13 protein-coding genes are annotated in these 15395 nt (G+C 61.6%); 4 read left to right on the top strand and 9 right to left on the bottom strand.

The window, feature by feature from the left end; genetic code table 11:
• Positions 1-7 precede the first annotated feature (7 nt).
• The 9 genes from A7D27_RS23655 to rpmH all read right to left on the bottom strand — a co-directional run bounded on the left by A7D27_RS23655 (position 8) and on the right by rpmH (position 8669).
• Complete coding sequence (locus A7D27_RS23655; protein WP_069561823.1) at positions 8-880, bottom strand: ParB/RepB/Spo0J family partition protein; 873 nt, start codon at positions 878-880, stop codon at positions 8-10.
• A gap of 9 nt (positions 881-889) precedes the next feature.
• Entirely contained in the window at positions 890-1678 is a 789-nt protein-coding gene (locus tag A7D27_RS23660) for a ParA family protein (RefSeq protein ID WP_069561824.1), read from the bottom strand.
• A 17-nt stretch (positions 1679-1695) separates the two neighbouring features.
• Positions 1696-2343 (bottom strand): 16S rRNA (guanine(527)-N(7))-methyltransferase RsmG, encoded by a 648-nt coding sequence (gene rsmG, locus A7D27_RS23665; RefSeq protein WP_069566278.1) that lies wholly within the window; start codon positions 2341-2343, stop codon positions 1696-1698.
• Positions 2343-4235, bottom strand: a complete 1893-nt coding sequence (mnmG, locus tag A7D27_RS23670; RefSeq protein ID WP_069561826.1) for a tRNA uridine-5-carboxymethylaminomethyl(34) synthesis enzyme MnmG — start codon at positions 4233-4235, stop codon at positions 2343-2345. The genes rsmG and mnmG overlap by 1 nt, the downstream gene beginning before the upstream one ends.
• Positions 4236-4753: 518 nt before the next feature.
• A complete protein-coding gene (gene mnmE / locus A7D27_RS23675) occupies positions 4754-6121 on the bottom strand; it encodes a tRNA uridine-5-carboxymethylaminomethyl(34) synthesis GTPase MnmE (protein ID WP_069566279.1) in 1368 nt (455 codons plus the stop codon).
• Positions 6122-6192: 71 nt separating this feature from the next.
• Complete coding sequence (gene yidC, locus A7D27_RS23680) at positions 6193-7875, bottom strand: membrane protein insertase YidC (protein WP_069566280.1); 1683 nt, start codon at positions 7873-7875, stop codon at positions 6193-6195.
• Positions 7876-7877: 2 nt separating this feature from the next.
• Complete coding sequence (gene yidD, locus A7D27_RS27475; RefSeq protein WP_074969834.1) at positions 7878-8123, bottom strand: membrane protein insertion efficiency factor YidD; 246 nt, start codon at positions 8121-8123, stop codon at positions 7878-7880.
• A complete protein-coding gene (rnpA, locus tag A7D27_RS23685) occupies positions 8116-8520 on the bottom strand; it encodes a ribonuclease P protein component (RefSeq protein WP_069566281.1) in 405 nt (134 codons plus the stop codon). Before rnpA ends, yidD begins: the two co-directional genes overlap by 8 nt.
• A gap of 14 nt (positions 8521-8534) precedes the next feature.
• Positions 8535-8669: a 50S ribosomal protein L34 gene (rpmH, locus tag A7D27_RS23690; protein WP_003458028.1), complete on the bottom strand. Its 135-nt coding sequence runs from the start codon at positions 8667-8669 to the stop codon at positions 8535-8537.
• A gap of 526 nt (positions 8670-9195) precedes the next feature.
• Between rpmH and dnaA the strand changes: the two genes are divergently transcribed.
• The 4 genes from dnaA to gyrB are packed head-to-tail and all read left to right on the top strand — an operon-like array spanning position 9196 to position 15339.
• Positions 9196-10662 (top strand): chromosomal replication initiator protein DnaA, encoded by a 1467-nt coding sequence (dnaA, locus tag A7D27_RS23695; RefSeq protein ID WP_069561830.1) that lies wholly within the window; start codon positions 9196-9198, stop codon positions 10660-10662.
• 38 nt (positions 10663-10700) lie between these two features.
• The gene (dnaN, locus tag A7D27_RS23700) at positions 10701-11804 is read left to right on the top strand and encodes a DNA polymerase III subunit beta (RefSeq protein WP_069566282.1); all 1104 of its coding nucleotides are present in this window, start codon (positions 10701-10703) and stop codon (positions 11802-11804) included.
• 8 nt (positions 11805-11812) lie between these two features.
• A complete protein-coding gene (gene recF, locus A7D27_RS23705) occupies positions 11813-12922 on the top strand; it encodes a DNA replication/repair protein RecF (protein WP_069566283.1) in 1110 nt (369 codons plus the stop codon).
• Positions 12919-15339 carry a DNA topoisomerase (ATP-hydrolyzing) subunit B gene (gene gyrB, locus A7D27_RS23710; protein ID WP_069566284.1) on the top strand — a complete coding sequence of 807 codons (2421 nt, stop codon included), beginning with the start codon at positions 12919-12921 and terminating at the stop codon, positions 15337-15339. The genes recF and gyrB overlap by 4 nt, the downstream gene beginning before the upstream one ends.
• The last annotated feature ends 56 nt before the right edge of the window (positions 15340-15395 follow it).

Consider the following 15395-nt stretch of genomic DNA (forward strand, 5'->3'; position numbering starts at 1 on the left):
AGATGTTTCAGCGGATGTGGGCCAGGACACCCTGCAATTCGTCGAGGGAGTTGTAGCGGATCACCAACTGTCCCTTGCCCTTCTGGCCGTGCTTGATCTGCACCGGTGCGCCCAGGCGCTCAGCCAGGCGCTGTTCGAGCCGACTGATGTCCGGGTCGGACTTGACCGCTTCGACAGGCTTCTCACGGGTGTTCAGCCACTGCCTCACCAGTGCCTCGGTTTGGCGCACGGTCAGTCCGCGTGCGACAACATGTCGCGCGCCTTCCACCTGACGTTCCAGGGGCAGGCCGAGAAGTGCACGGGCATGGCCCATTTCCAGGTCGCCGTGAGCCAGGAGGGTCTTCACCTCTTCCGGCAGGCCGATCAGGCGCAGCAGGTTGGTGATGGTGACGCGGGACTTGCCCACCGCTTCGGCCACCTGTTGCTGGGTGAGCTGGAACTCCTGCTGCAGGCGCTGAAGCGCCACGGCCTCTTCGATCGGGCTGAGGTCTTCACGCTGGATGTTCTCGATCAGTGCCATGGCGATGGCGGCCTCGTCCGGCACCTCGCGCACCAGAGCGGGGATTCGATCCAGGCCAGCCTGCTGGCTGGCACGCCAGCGCCGCTCACCGGCAATGATCTCGAAGCGACCACCACCGATGGGGCGTACCACGATCGGTTGCATGACGCCCTGGGCCTTGATCGACTGGGCCAGCTCTTCGAGGGCGGTGGGGTCCATGTCTCGGCGGGGTTGGTACTTGCCTCGCTGGATCAGGTCCAGGGGCAGGTTCTGCAGCTCGCGAGTATCGGCCTTGGTGGCCTCCTCCTGCAGGACGGTGGCGTTGTTGCCGCCCAGCAGGGCGTCCAGGCCACGACCCAGGCCTCGTTTTTTCGCTGCCATGCGGTTTCCTTATGCGGTAGCTGTTCTGGCGCCGGCGCGCTGTCGGCGAACCACTTCGCCAGCCAGTGCGAGGTAGGCGATGGCGCCACGGGATTGCTTGTCGTACACCAGAGCCGGCATACCAAAGCTGGGTGCCTCGGCGAGGCGTACGTTGCGAGGAATGACGACGTCGTAGAGCTTGTCGCCGAAATGCTCCTTGAGCTGGGCGCTGACGTCGTTGGTGAGACTGATGCGCGGATCGTACATGGTGCGCAGCAGGCCTTCGATCTTGAGTTCGGGGTTCAGCAACTGGCCGATGCGCTGGATGCTATTGATCAGGTCGGACAGCCCTTCCAGTGCGTAGTACTCGCACTGCATGGGGATGATCACGCCATCGGCCGCCACCAGGGCGTTGATGGTAAGCATCGACAGGGACGGCGGGCAGTCGATGAGGATGTAGTCGTAGTTCTCCCGCACCGGTGCCAGGGCATAGCGCAGGCGGCTTTCCTTCATCTTCATTTCCAGCAGGGCCACTTCCGCCGCAGTCAGGTCGCGGTTGGCCGGCAGCAACTGGTAGCCACCGTGCTCGGAGAACTGCATGGCGTCGGCCAGGTCGCACTCGCCGATCAAGACGTCATAGATGGAATGCTCCAGGGCGTGCTTGTCGATTCCGCTACCCATGGTGGCGTTGCCCTGGGGATCGAGGTCGATCAGCAGAACACGACGCTTGGTCGCGACCAGCGACGCGGCCAGGTTGATGCAGGTGGTGGTCTTGCCCACTCCGCCCTTCTGGTTGGCGATCGCGAATACCTTGGCCATGGCTGCCTTACCCCCCTTCATTCCGTGCGGCGCAGTATCAGCAGATGGCGTTGGCCTTGGCAACCGGGAACCGCGAGGGTGTGCTCCGCTTCGACCTTGAAGTCATCGGGCATCCGCGCCAGTTCGTCATCCGGGCGCAGTCCCTTCATGGCCAGCCAGTGGGTGTCGCGGTCGCCAAGGTGGCGGGTCCAGTTGGCGAAGTCTTCCAGAGCACTGAAGGCACGGGAGACGATGCCTGTGAAGGGCTGCTCCGGACGGAAGGCTTCGACGCGTGCGTTCACCACACTGAGATTGTCCAGACCGAGCTCCAGCTTCACCTGAGTGAGGAAGCGGGTCTTCTTGCCGTTGGAGTCCAGCAGGGTGAAGCGACGCTCAGGGAAAAGGATCGCCAGGGGTATGCCGGGCATGCCGCCGCCGCTGCCGACGTCGAGCCAGTCATTGCCGCGCTCGGCGACGAAGGGCACCACGCTGAGGCTGTCCAGCAGGTGGCGGGACACCATCTCGTCCGCGTTACGTACCGCGGTGAGGTTGTAGGCCTTGTTCCACTTGATCAGCAGGGCGAGGTAGCCCAGCAGCAGCTCCTGCTGCCTAGCATCGAGCATGACGCACAATGCGTTGGCGCCTCGGGTGAGTTCTTCGGCGTGCGAGGAAGTGACGAGGGACATCAGGCACTTCTCTCCAGCGACTGGCCAGCGCCACGCTTCTTCAAGTGGATAAGCAACAGCGAGATGGCCGCCGGCGTGACGCCAGGGATGCGCGAGGCCTGCCCCAGGGTCTCCGGACGGGCGTTGCCCAGCTTGTGCTGGATCTCCTTGGACAGGCCGGAGATGGCGGCGTAGTCCAGGTCATCGGGCAGGCGGGTGTTCTCGCTGGCACGCAGCCGAGCGATCTCGTCCTGCTGGCGGTCGATGTAGCCGGCGTACTTGGTCTTGATCTCGACCTGTTCGGCCACTTGCGGGTCTTCAGCGCCGTTGCCTGTCACCTCCACCAGGCCGGCGTAGTCGATCTCCGGGCGGCTCAGCAGGTTGAGCAGGTTGTACTCGTGGGTGAGTGGCGTGCCGAAGCGCTCAGCAATGGCATCGCCCTGGGCCGTACCAGGACGTACCCAGGTACTCTTCAGACGCTGCTCTTCCAGGGCGATGCCCTCACGCTTGGCCTCGAAGGCCGCCCAGCGGCGGTCATCGACCAGACCCAGTTCACGCCCCTTTTCGGTGAGGCGCAGGTCGGCGTTGTCCTCACGGAGGATCAGCCGGTACTCGGCCCGCGAGGTGAACATGCGGTAAGGCTCCTGGGTGCCCAGGGTGATCAGGTCATCCACCAGTACACCGATGTAGGCCTCGTCACGACGCGGACACCAGGCTTCGCGGCTCTGGGCCCTCAGCGCAGCGTTGGCGCCGGCCAGCAGGCCTTGGGCAGCGGCCTCTTCGTAACCGGTGGTGCCATTGATCTGCCCGGCGAAGAACAGCCCGTCGATGACCTTGGTCTCCAGGCTGTACTTGAGGTCACGGGGGTCGAAGTAGTCGTATTCGATGGCGTAGCCCGGCCGCACGATGTGAGCGTTCTCCATCCCGCGAATGGAACGAACGATGTCCAACTGCACATCGAAGGGCAGCGAGGTGGATATGCCGTTGGGATACAGCTCGTGGGTGGTCAGGCCTTCCGGCTCGAGGAATACCTGGTGGCTGTCCTTGTCGGCGAAGCGGTGGATCTTGTCCTCGATCGACGGGCAGTAGCGCGGGCCGACACCTTCGATGACGCCGGAGTACATCGGCGAACGGTCGAGGTTGCTGGCGATGATCTCGTGGGTGCGGGCATTGGTGTGAGTGATCCAGCAACTGACCTGCCGCGGATGCTGCTCCTTGTTGCCCAGGAAGGACATCACAGGGATCGGCGTATCGCCGGGTTGCTCCGTCATTACCGTGAAGTCAACGGAGCGACCATCGATGCGCGGCGGTGTGCCGGTCTTCAAGCGGCCGACACGCAGCGGCAGCTCACGCAGGCGATGAGCCAGGGCGATGGACGGCGGGTCGCCGGCGCGGCCACCCGAGTAGTTCTGCAGGCCGATGTGGATAAGTCCGCCGAGGAAGGTCCCTGTGGTCAAGACCACGGATTCCGCATGGAAGCGAAGACCCATCTGGGTCACGACGCCCTTAACCTGATCGTTTTCCACAATCAGATCGTCGCAGGCCTGCTGGAATATCCACAGGTTCGGCTGGTTTTCAAGAATCTCGCGAATGGCTGCCTTGTAGAGAACGCGGTCAGCCTGGGCACGTGTAGCGCGTACTGCAGGGCCCTTCCGACTGTTGAGCACGCGGAACTGGATACCGCCCAGGTCCGTTGCGGTGGCCATAGCGCCACCCAGTGCATCGATTTCCTTGACGAGGTGGCTCTTGCCGATACCGCCGATGGCCGGGTTGCAGCTCATCTGACCCAGAGTCTCGACGTTATGGGTCAGCAGCAAGGTCTTAACGCCCATGCGGGCGGATGCCAGCGCGGCCTCGGTACCGGCATGACCGCCGCCGATCACGATCACGTCAAAACGGGAAGGGAAATCCACCACGCACCTCGTGCCTGTTTGGGAAGGGGGAAATAGGGAAAGGCGGCAAGTATAGGGACTTAGCCTTCTTGAATGAAGTCTTCTGCACAAAAAATAGCCAATCGGCGTTATGGGAAGTTTTCCACATTCTCCCTCTCTGACCAAGACGGCTTGTGGAAAACTTTGCCAGGTAGAAAAAGAAAAAGAGAAGAGAATTTCTTAAAGAGCTTGTTCTTGTGTTTATGTATGGTGAAGCTGCTTTCTGTGGATAAGTAGCTTAAGGCCGCTGAATATGCATCATGTAGCCAAGGATAAGCCTGTCGAGTTCCTGGCGGTTTCCTGGGGGATGCCGGTGTCTGGCCTGTGGATGAAAGATATGCTTATTCACAGGGCAGTTATCCTCCGTCTTTTACCCAGGGTTATGGACGGGGTTCAGGGCAGGTTATCAACAGGGTTTATTCGGCGCGCACGAGGCCTGTCCACGCTGCCGAGGGTTGGCAGCGTGAGGAGAGAGGAAGCGGTCGCGGAGGGAGGCGCGGCTACTTGCCGATGCAGAAGCTGGAGAAGATTCGCCCCAGTAGATCGTCGGAGCTGAATGCTCCGGTGATCTCACCCAGGGCGTGCTGTGCAAGGCGCAGGTCTTCCGCCAGCAGCTCGCCAGCGCCCAGGTGAGTGAGCTGATCGCGGCCATGGTCCAGATGGGCTCCGGCCTGGCGCAGGGATTCCAGGTGCCGGCGGCGGGCGCTGAAACTGCTTTCGGCGGTCTGCTCGTAGCCCATGCAGGCCTTGAGGTGATCACGCAGCAGCTCGAGCCCGGCGCCGGAGCGGGCACTGAGGCTCAGGGTGGCGTGGCCGTCGGCGGAGATTTCCAGCCCCACGGTCTCACCGCTCAGGTCCGCCTTGTTGCGGATCAGGGTCACCCGAGTGGGGTCGGGCGAGGTGTCGAGGAACTCCGGCCAGAGGGCGAAGGGGTCGGCCGCTTCCGGTGCACTGGCGTCCACCACCAGCAAGACGCGGTCAGCCTCGTTGATGGCCTTCAGGGCACGTTCCACGCCGATCTTTTCCACATGGTCATCGGTGCTGCGCAAGCCGGCAGTGTCCACCACATGCAGGGGCATGCCGTCGATGTGGATATGTTCACGCAAAACATCCCGAGTGGTGCCGGCGATGTCGGTGACGATGGCCGCCTCCCGTCCTGCCAGTGCATTCAGCAAGCTGGATTTGCCAGCGTTGGGCCGGCCGGCGATGACCACTGTCATTCCGTCCCGCAGCAAGGCGCCCTGCCCCGCTTCCTTGAGCACTGTGGATAAGTCGGCGCGAACACCGTCCAGCAAGCCGAGCACGTGACCATCGGCGAGGAAGTCGATCTCCTCTTCCGGAAAGTCGATGGCGGCCTCGACATAGATGCGCAACTGGATGAGTCGCTCGGTCAGTCCGTGAACCCGAGCGGAGAAAGCACCCTGCAGGGAGCGCAGGGCATTTCGCGCGGCCTGTTCTGAGCTGGCCTCTATCAGGTCGGCGATCGCCTCGGCCTGTGCCAGGTCGAGCTTGTCGTTGAGGAAGGCGCGTTCGCTGAACTCACCTGGGCGCGCCAGGCGTGCACCCAGGGAGAGGCAGCGCTTGAGCAGCAGGTCCAGCACCACGGGGCCGCCGTGGCCCTGCAGCTCCAGGACGTCTTCCCCGGTGAAGGAGTTCGGCCCGGGGAAGTACAGGGCAAGCCCTTCATCCAGGGCGCCGTTCTCGCCGTCCCGGAAGGTGCCGTAGTGCGCGAAGCGGGGCTTGAGCGAGCGACCGGTGACGGTCTCGCCGATCTGCTCCGCCAGGGGTCCCGAGACGCGCACGATCCCCACGCCACCTCGACCTTGGGCGGTGGCGACGGCGGCGATGGTTTCACGGGGCGCGTTCATGGGGCTCTCCTTCAACGAGCGGATAGCAAGACGCCCCACGATGGGGGCGTCTTTTTCAGGCGGTTCTGGCGTCAGGCAGTGGCCTTGGTGGACGCCTCGATCTGCCGGGTAATGTACCACTGCTGTGCAATGGACAGGCAGTTGTTGACCACCCAGTAGATCACCAGACCGGCCGGGAACCACAGGAAGAAGAAGGTGAAGATCACCGGCATCAGCTTGAGGACCTTGGCCTGCATGGGGTCCGGCGGTGTCGGGTTCAGGTGCTGCTGAATGAACATGGTGGCGCCCATGATGATCGGCAGGATGAAGAACGGATCCTTGATCGACAGGTCGGTGATCCAGAACATCCAGGGGGCCTGGCGCATCTCGACGCTTTCCAGCAGTACCCAGTACAGAGCCAGGAACACCGGCATCTGCACCAGGATCGGCAAGCAGCCACCCAGCGGGTTGATCTTCTCTTTCTTGTACAGCTCCATCATCGCCTGAGACATCTTCTGGCGATCGTCACCGAACTGTTCCTTCAACGCCTGCAGCTTGGGCGAAACGGCACGCATGCGGGCCATGGACCTGTAGCTGGCGGCAGAGAGGGGGAAGAACGCGAGCTTGATCAGCACGGTCAGGGCGATGATGGACCAGCCCCAGTTGCCCAGCAGGCTGTGGATATGTTGCAGCAGCCAGAAGATCGGCTGGGCGATGAACCACAGGAAGCCGTAGTCGACGGTCAGCTCCAGGCCTGGAGACAGTTCCTTCAGGTGTTTCTGGATCTTCGGGCCGGCGTAGAGTACCGCTGAGCTTTCACCCTGACCGCCTGCGGCGACGTTGAGGCTGGAACCGACGAAACCGACGATGTAGTTGCCCTTGGTGTCCTTGCGGGTCTGGATGGTGCTGGTCTGGCCTTTTTCCGGAATCCAGGCCGTCACGAAGTAGTGCTGCAGCCAGGCGACCCAGCCGCCATCGACGGTTTCCTTGAACTCCTGCTTGTCGATGTCCTTGATGGAGATCTTCTTGTAGGGCTCGCTCGGGGTCCAGACGGCCGCCCCCAGGTAGGTGGAGACGCCGGTGGCGGTGCTGGAGGACGGATCACCGCTGCCGTCACGCTTGAGCTGGGCATAGAGGTTGCCGGTCCAGGGCTGGCCGCTCTGGTTGTCGATGCGGTAGGTCACCTTCAGGTCGTACTGACCGCGGGTCAAGGTGAAGCGCTTGGTGTAGTTCACACCGGCGTCGCTGTAGGTCAGGTCGACCACCAACTGATCCTGGCCGTCGGCCAGCTTGTACTGGTGCTGGGCAGAGGCGTACATCGGGCGACCGCTGGCACGACCATCCGGGCCATTGGCACCGATCAGACCGCTCTGGGCCAGGTAAGTACGCTCATTGCCGTTGTCGAACAGCTGGAACGGAACATCCGGGTGATCCTGGCGACGGGGGTACTTCGGCAACGTCAGTTGGACGATGTCACCACCGTTCGGGTCGATGGCGATGCTCAGTACGTCGGTGTCGACTCGGATCAGCTCGTTGCTCGGCGCGCTCTGTGCCGTCATGGGGGCGCTGGTCTGGCCAGGCCCTTCTGCGGTGGGTACGTCGTCGCTGCTGCGTTGTGCCGGCGAGCCGGTTTCCGGCAGCGAGGATGGTGCGCTTGAGGCAGCAGTGCTGGTGGTCGGCAGGGCGGCCTGGCCGTAGTCCTGGTTCCACTGGAGAACCATGAGGTAGGACACGATCGCCAGGGCGACTATCAGGATCGAGCGTTGGATATCCATGATTACTCGGCCATCGAAGAGGATTGGGATGTGTTGGCAGGGGGAACCGGGTCATAGCCGCCGGGGTTCCAGGGGTGACAGCGACCCAATCGACGCAGGGTCAGCCAACCCCCACGCAGGACGCCATGACGTTCGATGGCCTCCTGTGCGTAACAGGAACAGCTGGGATAGAAGCGGCAGTGACTGGCCATCAGCGGGCTGATGGCATAGCGATAGAACTGGATCGGGACGAGGGCCAGTTTACGCATGAGGAGTGTCGGCCATCCCTGGTTCGATCGGAGGCTCAGGGCGCGGCCGGCTGCGGGCAAGGCGCTTCCAGAGTTTGCCGAATTGCTGCTTTAGCTCTTCGTTCTCCAGATCGCCCAGGCCTCGCTTCACCACGATCACGATGTCCCAACCGGCCAGCAACTCGAGGTTGTGTCGGAAGGATTCACGTATCTGGCGTTTGATGCGGTTGCGCTCGACGGACAGTTTGACGCTCTTCTTGCCGATCACCATGCCCAGACGGGGATGATCAAGGGCGTTGTCACGTGCGAGCAGCAGGACGTTCCTGCCGGGGACCTTGCCGGAAGGGGAGTCGAAGACCGCCTTGAATTGCCGGGGGACCAGTAGTCGCTTTTCCCGGCCGAAGCCTCGACTCACCACCTGTTCCGGATGAGTCAGACGGTCAGGCGCTTGCGGCCCTTGGCGCGGCGACGCGACAGGACTTGGCGGCCGTTCTTGGTGGCCATACGAGCACGGAAACCGTGGGTACGAGCGCGCTTGAGGGTGCTGGGCTGGAAAGTGCGTTTCATGATTCGTTACCTGGTTGATCACAACGGGCCGAGGCGGCCCCCGTTTAAGAGACCGGCGATTCTAGAGAAATGAGGTGAGCAGGTCAATTTCCAACCAACGATGAGAGCGGTGCAGGAGTAGATAAGAAAAGAAGGGATTAAAGAAGGATGAATGAACTTATAGATGTTACGAGGTACATCGCCTGTGGAAAACTCACTCCACGCCCCGGGTTGCACACAACCTGCTCCGGGAAAAGCTTGTCAGCAAGCCGTGTGGCAACTGTGCTCGGGCTGTTGGCAAGCCGAGCATAACAAGGGCTTTTGTCCACAGGCTGAGTGTCCACTGGGTTATCCAGTGTCTTGTATACCGGGCTCAGGTGTCGTTATCCACAGCTTTGACGAGCTATCCCGACAGCGCTCAAGTGCTGCAATAAGGCATTGATTTTCCTTGGTGAATCGACGAATTGCATGTGGATAACTTGGGCGTTGGCCGTTACACTATGTGCCAGCTTTTTCACCGCACACCTTTCCTACCTGGGGGACATCCGTGTCAGTGGAACTTTGGCAGCAGTGCGTGGATCTTCTGCGCGACGAACTGCCCGCCCAGCAATTCAACACCTGGATCCGTCCGTTGCAGGTCGAGGCCGAGGGTGACGAACTCCGGGTCTACGCCCCCAATCGCTTTGTATTGGACTGGGTCAACGAGAAGTACATGGGCCGTCTGCTGGAGTTGCTCAGCGAGCGCGGTAACGGGCTGGCGCCTGCCCTCTCGCTGCTGATTGGCAGCAAGCGCAATCGGCCGCCCCCTCGTGTTGCACCTGTCCCGGTTTCCGCCCCGCCCGTCATCACCCCCGCGCCTTCGGCACCGGTGGCGGCGCAGCGTGTCGAGACCGTAGAGGAAAGCCGCGCAAGCCTCGATCCGCTCGCTTCCGTCTCCGCACCGCCTGCCGTTCGGACTGAGCGTTCGGTGCAGGTCGAGGGAGCGCTCAAGCACACCAGCTACTTGAACCGGACCTTCACCTTCGAGAACTTCGTCGAGGGCAAGTCCAACCAACTGGCCCGTGCAGCGGCCTGGCAGGTGGCGGATAACCCGAAGCATGGCTATAACCCCCTCTTCCTTTATGGGGGCGTGGGCCTGGGCAAGACCCACTTGATGCATGCGGTGGGAAACCACCTGCTCAAGAAGAACCCCAACGCCAAGATCGTCTATCTGCACTCCGAGCGTTTCGTCGCCGACATGGTCAAGGCGCTGCAATTGAATGCGATCAACGAGTTCAAGCGTTTCTATCGTTCGGTGGACGCGCTGCTCATCGACGATATCCAGTTCTTTGCCCGCAAGGAGCGCTCCCAGGAGGAGTTCTTCCACACCTTCAACGCCCTTCTGGAAGGCGGACAGCAGGTGATTCTCACCAGTGACCGCTATCCGAAGGAGATCGAAGGGCTCGAGGAGCGCCTGAAATCTCGCTTTGGCTGGGGCCTGACGGTAGCTGTGGAGCCGCCGGAGCTGGAAACCCGTGTGGCGATCCTGATGAAGAAGGCCGAGCAGGCGAAGGTGGACCTGCCTCACGATGCCGCGTTCTTCATCGCTCAGCGCATCCGCTCCAACGTCCGTGAGCTGGAAGGTGCACTCAAGCGTGTCATCGCTCATGCACACTTCATGGGGCGCGAGATCACCATCGAGCTGATCCGCGAGTCCCTGAAGGACCTGCTGGCCCTGCAGGACAAGCTGGTCAGCATCGACAACATCCAGCGCATCGTCGTCGAGTACTACAAGATCAAGATGTCGGACATGCTCTCCAAACGCCGTTCGCGCTCCGTCGCGCGGCCGCGCCAGGTGGCCATGGCGCTGTCCAAGGAACTGACCAACCACAGCTTGCCGGAAATCGGTGACGCCTTTGGTGGACGAGACCACACGACTGTTCTGCATGCCTGTCGTAAGATTGCGGAACTCAGGGAATCCGACGCGGATATCCGCGAGGACTACAAGAACCTGCTGCGTACACTGACTACGTGACCGTTCAAGCGCAGCCCATTGAGGCAAGGGACTAGACCATGCATTTCACCATTCAACGCGAAGCCCTGTTGAAACCCCTGCAACTGGTCGCCGGCGTCGTCGAGCGCCGCCAGACCTTGCCGGTCCTCTCCAATGTGTTGCTGGTGGTTGAAGGCCAGCAGCTATCGCTAACCGGTACCGATCTTGAGGTCGAACTGGTTGGGCGTGTGGTTCTTGAAGACGCCGCCGAACCGGGTGAGATCACCGTTCCGGCGCGCAAGCTGATGGACATCTGCAAGAGCCTGCCCAGCGATGCGCTGATCGACATCCGCGTCGACGAGCAGAAGCTGTTGATCAAGGCTGGCCGCAGCAAGTTCACCCTCTCCACCCTGCCCGCCAATGACTTCCCCACTGTGGAAGAAGGTCCGGGCTCGCTGAACTTCAGCCTGGTGCAGAGCAAGCTGCGGCGGCTGATCGAACGCACAAGCTTCGCTATGGCCCAGCAGGACGTACGCTACTACCTCAACGGCATGCTCCTGGAAGTGAACGCCGGGGTACTGCGTGCCGTCGCCACCGATGGCCACCGCCTGGCCATGTGCGCCATGCAGGACGGCATCGAAGGTGTGGATCGCCACCAGGTGATCGTGCCGCGCAAGGGCATTCTCGAACTGGCTCGCCTGCTCACCGAGCAGGACGGCGAAGTCCGCATCGTTCTCGGCCAGCACCACATCCGTGCCACAACCGGCGAGTTCACCTTTACCTCCAAGCTGGTCGACGGCAAGTTTCCGGACTACGAGCGTGTGCTGCCCCGTGGTGGCGACAAGCTGGTCGTGGGTGATCGCCAGGCCCTGCGTGAGGCCTTCAGTCGCACTGCAATCCTGTCCAACGAGAAGTATCGCGGCATTCGCCTGCAACTGGCGGCCGGGCTGCTGAAAATCCAGGCCAACAACCCGGAACAGGAAGAGGCGGAAGAGGAAGTGGCCGTCGAGTACGGCGGCAGCAACCTGGAGATCGGTTTCAACGTCAGTTACCTGCTCGATGTACTGGGTGTGATGACCACCGATCAGGTACGCCTCATCCTTTCCGATTCCAACAGCAGTGCCCTGCTCCAGGAAGCGGATAACGACGACTCTTCCTATGTCGTCATGCCGATGCGCCTGTAACACGCTCGATGTCCCTCAGCCGTGTCACCGTCACCGCGGTGCGAAACCTGCACCCGGTGACGCTCTCCCCCTCCCCCCGCATCAATATCATCCATGGCGACAACGGCAGCGGTAAGACCAGTCTGCTTGAGGCTATCTACCTGCTCGGGCTTGCCCGCTCCTTTCGCAGTAACAAGCTGCAGCCAGTAATCCAGCATGACCAGCCAGCCTGTACGGTCTTCGGCCAGGTTGAGCTTCTGGAGGGCCGTAGCAGCAGTCTGGGTATTTCCCGTGAGCGAAACGGGGAGTTCCAGATCCGTATCGATGGGCAAAACGCCAAGAGTGCTGCCCAACTGGCTGAGACTCTTCCACTGCAGGTCATCAATCCGGATAGCTTCCGCTTGCTGGAGGGCTCCCCAAAAATTCGTCGTCAGTTCCTCGATTGGGGTGTGTTCCACGTGGAACCTCGTTTCCTCCCCGCCTGGCAGCGTCTGCAGAAGGCCCTGCGGCAGCGGAACTCGTGGCTCCGGCATGGTACACTTGACGCCGTTTCGCAGGCCGTCTGGGACCGTGAGCTGACCTTTGCGAGTGCGGAAATCGATGGCTTTCGACGCGCCTACATCCAGGCATTGAAGCCGGTTTTCGAGCGCACCTTGCAGGAATTGGTACAGATCGAAGGGCTCACCCTCAGCTATTACCGCGGATGGGACAAGGACAAGGAGCTTGCCGAGGTGCTCGCGACGTCCCTCCTTCGTGACCAGCAAATGGGTCATACCCAAGCCGGCCCCCAGCGTGCCGATCTGAGGTTGCGACTAGGTGGGCACAACGCCGCCGAAGTTCTTTCCCGAGGCCAGCAAAAGCTGGTGGTGTGCGCGTTACGCATCGCCCAGGGGCACCTGCTCAACCAGGCCAAGCACGGCCAATGCATCTATCTGGTGGACGATTTACCGTCCGAACTGGATGAACAGCACCGGCGCGCCCTTTGCCGTTTGCTGGACGAATTGGATTGCCAGGTATTCATCACCTGTGTCGATCACGAACTAATGAGGGACGGCTGGCGAACGGATACGCCGGTAGCCATGTTCCACGTGGAACATGGTGGTATCACCCAGACCTTTGATCATCGGAGTGAAGCATGAGCGAGAACAAAACGTACGACTCTTCCAGCATCAAGGTGCTGAAGGGACTGGACGCCGTACGCAAGCGCCCGGGTATGTACATCGGCGATACCGACGATGGGACCGGTCTGCACCACATGGTATTCGAGGTGGTGGATAACTCCATCGACGAAGCCTTGGCGGGTTACTGCTCCGAGATCAGCATCACCATCCACACCGACGAGTCGATCACCGTCCGTGACAACGGCCGCGGAATTCCGGTGGATATCCACAAAGAAGAAGGCGTCTCCGCTGCCGAGGTCATCATGACCGTGCTGCACGCCGGCGGTAAGTTCGACGACAACACCTACAAGGTGTCTGGCGGCCTCCACGGCGTGGGGGTTTCCGTGGTCAACGCCCTGTCCGAGGAGCTTCGCCTGACCATTCGCCGTGCAGGCCAGGTCTGGGAGCAGATCTATCGCCACGGCGTTCCCCTGTTCGCCCTGCGTGCCGTTGGCGAGACCGACGGTACCGGTACCGAGGTGCACTTCAAAGCCTCTGCCGAGACTTTCACCAACATCCATTTCAGTTGGGACATCCTGGCCAAGCGCCTGCGCGAACTGTCTTTCCTCAACTCCGGCGTCGGCATCCTCCTGCGTGACGAGCGCAGTGGGAAGGAAGAAATGTTCAAGTACGAGGGCGGCCTGAAAGCCTTCGTCGAGTACCTGAACACCAACAAGACCATCGTCAACGAGGTCTTCCACTTCAACATCCAGCGTGAGGAAGACGGTGTGGGTGTCGAGGTGGCGCTGCAGTGGAACGACAGTTTCAACGAGAACATCCTCTGCTTCACCAACAACATCCCCCAGCGTGACGGCGGTACCCACCTGGCAGGCTTCCGCTCTGCCCTCACCCGTCACCTGAACAACTACATCGAGCAGGAAGGCCTGGCCAAGAAATACAAGATCGCCACCACCGGTGACGATGCCCGCGAAGGTCTGACCGCCATCATCTCGGTCAAGGTGCCGGACCCCAAGTTCAGCTCGCAGACCAAGGACAAGCTGGTCTCCAGCGAGGTGAAGACTGCCGTCGAGCAGGAAATGGGCAAGTACTTCGCCGACTTCCTGCTGGAAAACCCCAACGAAGCCAAGGCCGTCGTCGGCAAGATGATCGACGCCGCCCGTGCTCGTGAGGCAGCACGCAAGGCCCGCGAAATGACCCGTCGCAAGGGCGCTCTGGACATTGCGGGCCTGCCCGGAAAGCTTGCCGACTGCCAGGAGAAGGACCCCGCCCTTTCCGAACTCTACATCGTGGAGGGTGACTCCGCGGGTGGCTCGGCCAAGCAGGGCCGCAACCGCAGGACCCAGGCCATCCTTCCGTTGAAAGGCAAGATCCTCAACGTGGAAAAGGCCCGTTTCGACAAGATGCTGTCCTCCCAGGAAGTCGGCACCCTGATCACCGCACTAGGCTGCGGAATTGGGCGTGAGGAGTACAACATCGAGAAGCTGCGCTACCACAACATCATCATCATGACCGACGCCGATGTGGACGGTTCGCACATCCGCACCCTGCTGCTGACGTTCTTCTTCCGTCAGATGCCGGAGCTGATCGAGCGTGGCTACGTCTACATCGCCCAGCCGCCGCTGTACAAGGTCAAGCGTGGCAAGCAGGAGCAGTACATCAAGGACGACGAGGCCATGGACGAATACATGACCCAATCGGCCCTGGAAGATGCGAGCCTGCACGTCAACGAGAATGCTCCGGGGCTGTCGGGCGAAGCGCTGGAGCGCCTGGTCAACGAATACCGCGCCGTCATGCGGACCCTCAAGCGCTTGTCCCGCCTGTACCCGCAGGAGCTCACCGAGCACATGGTCTACCTGCCCCGAGTGAGTGTGGAGCAGCTGTCCGACCAGGGCGCCATGCAGGGCTGGCTGAAGCAGTTCGAAGAGCGTCTGAAGGGAGCCGAGAAATCCGGCCTGACCTACTCCATCAGCCTGCGTGAAGACCGTGAGCGCCACCTGTGGCTGCCGGAGGTCCAGCAGATCGCCCATGGCCTGTCCCACTACGTGACCTTCAACCGCGATTTCTTCGCCAGCAACGACTACCGCCAGGTCACCACCCTGGGTGAGCAGCTCAACAGCCTGTTGGAAGACGGTGCCTATGTGCAGCGTGGCGAGCGTCGCAAGCCCGTCAGCAGCTTCAAGGACGCCCTGGCCTGGCTGATGACCGAAAGCACCAAGCGCCACACCATCCAGCGATACAAAGGCCTTGGCGAGATGAACCCGGAGCAGCTGTGGGAAACCACCATGGACCCGAACGTCCGTCGCATGCTCAAGGTGACCATCGAGGACGCTATCGCAGCGGACCAGATCTTCAACACCCTGATGGGCGACGCGGTGGAGCCTCGCCGCGACTTCATCGAGAGCAACGCCCTGGCGGTCTCCAACCTCGACGTGTAATCCACCCGAGTGCTTGGCTATGCTTCCAGCCCCGGCCCTGTGCCGGGGCTTTTTAT

This window comes from Pseudomonas sp. 1D4 (genome assembly GCF_001728925.1).
Classification (GTDB): domain Bacteria; phylum Pseudomonadota; class Gammaproteobacteria; order Pseudomonadales; family Pseudomonadaceae; genus Metapseudomonas; species Metapseudomonas otitidis.

Coding starts and splice junctions, on each gene's coding strand:
- A7D27_RS23655 (WP_069561823.1), bottom strand. CDS start 880: ATGGCAGCGAAAAAACGAGGCCTGGGTCGTGGCCTGGACGCCCTGCTG.
- A7D27_RS23660 (WP_069561824.1), bottom strand. CDS start 1,678: ATGGCCAAGGTATTCGCGATCGCCAACCAGAAGGGCGGAGTGGGCAAG.
- rsmG (WP_069566278.1), bottom strand. CDS start 2,343: ATGTCCCTCGTCACTTCCTCGCACGCCGAAGAACTCACCCGAGGCGCC.
- mnmE (WP_069566279.1), bottom strand. CDS start 6,121: ATGAACGCGCCCCGTGAAACCATCGCCGCCGTCGCCACCGCCCAAGGT.
- yidC (WP_069566280.1), bottom strand. CDS start 7,875: ATGGATATCCAACGCTCGATCCTGATAGTCGCCCTGGCGATCGTGTCC.
- yidD (WP_074969834.1), bottom strand. CDS start 8,123: ATGCGTAAACTGGCCCTCGTCCCGATCCAGTTCTATCGCTATGCCATC.
- rpmH (WP_003458028.1), bottom strand. CDS start 8,669: ATGAAACGCACTTTCCAGCCCAGCACCCTCAAGCGCGCTCGTACCCAC.
- dnaN (WP_069566282.1), top strand. CDS start 10,701: ATGCATTTCACCATTCAACGCGAAGCCCTGTTGAAACCCCTGCAACTG.
- recF (WP_069566283.1), top strand. CDS start 11,813: ATGTCCCTCAGCCGTGTCACCGTCACCGCGGTGCGAAACCTGCACCCG.
- gyrB (WP_069566284.1), top strand. CDS start 12,919: ATGAGCGAGAACAAAACGTACGACTCTTCCAGCATCAAGGTGCTGAAG.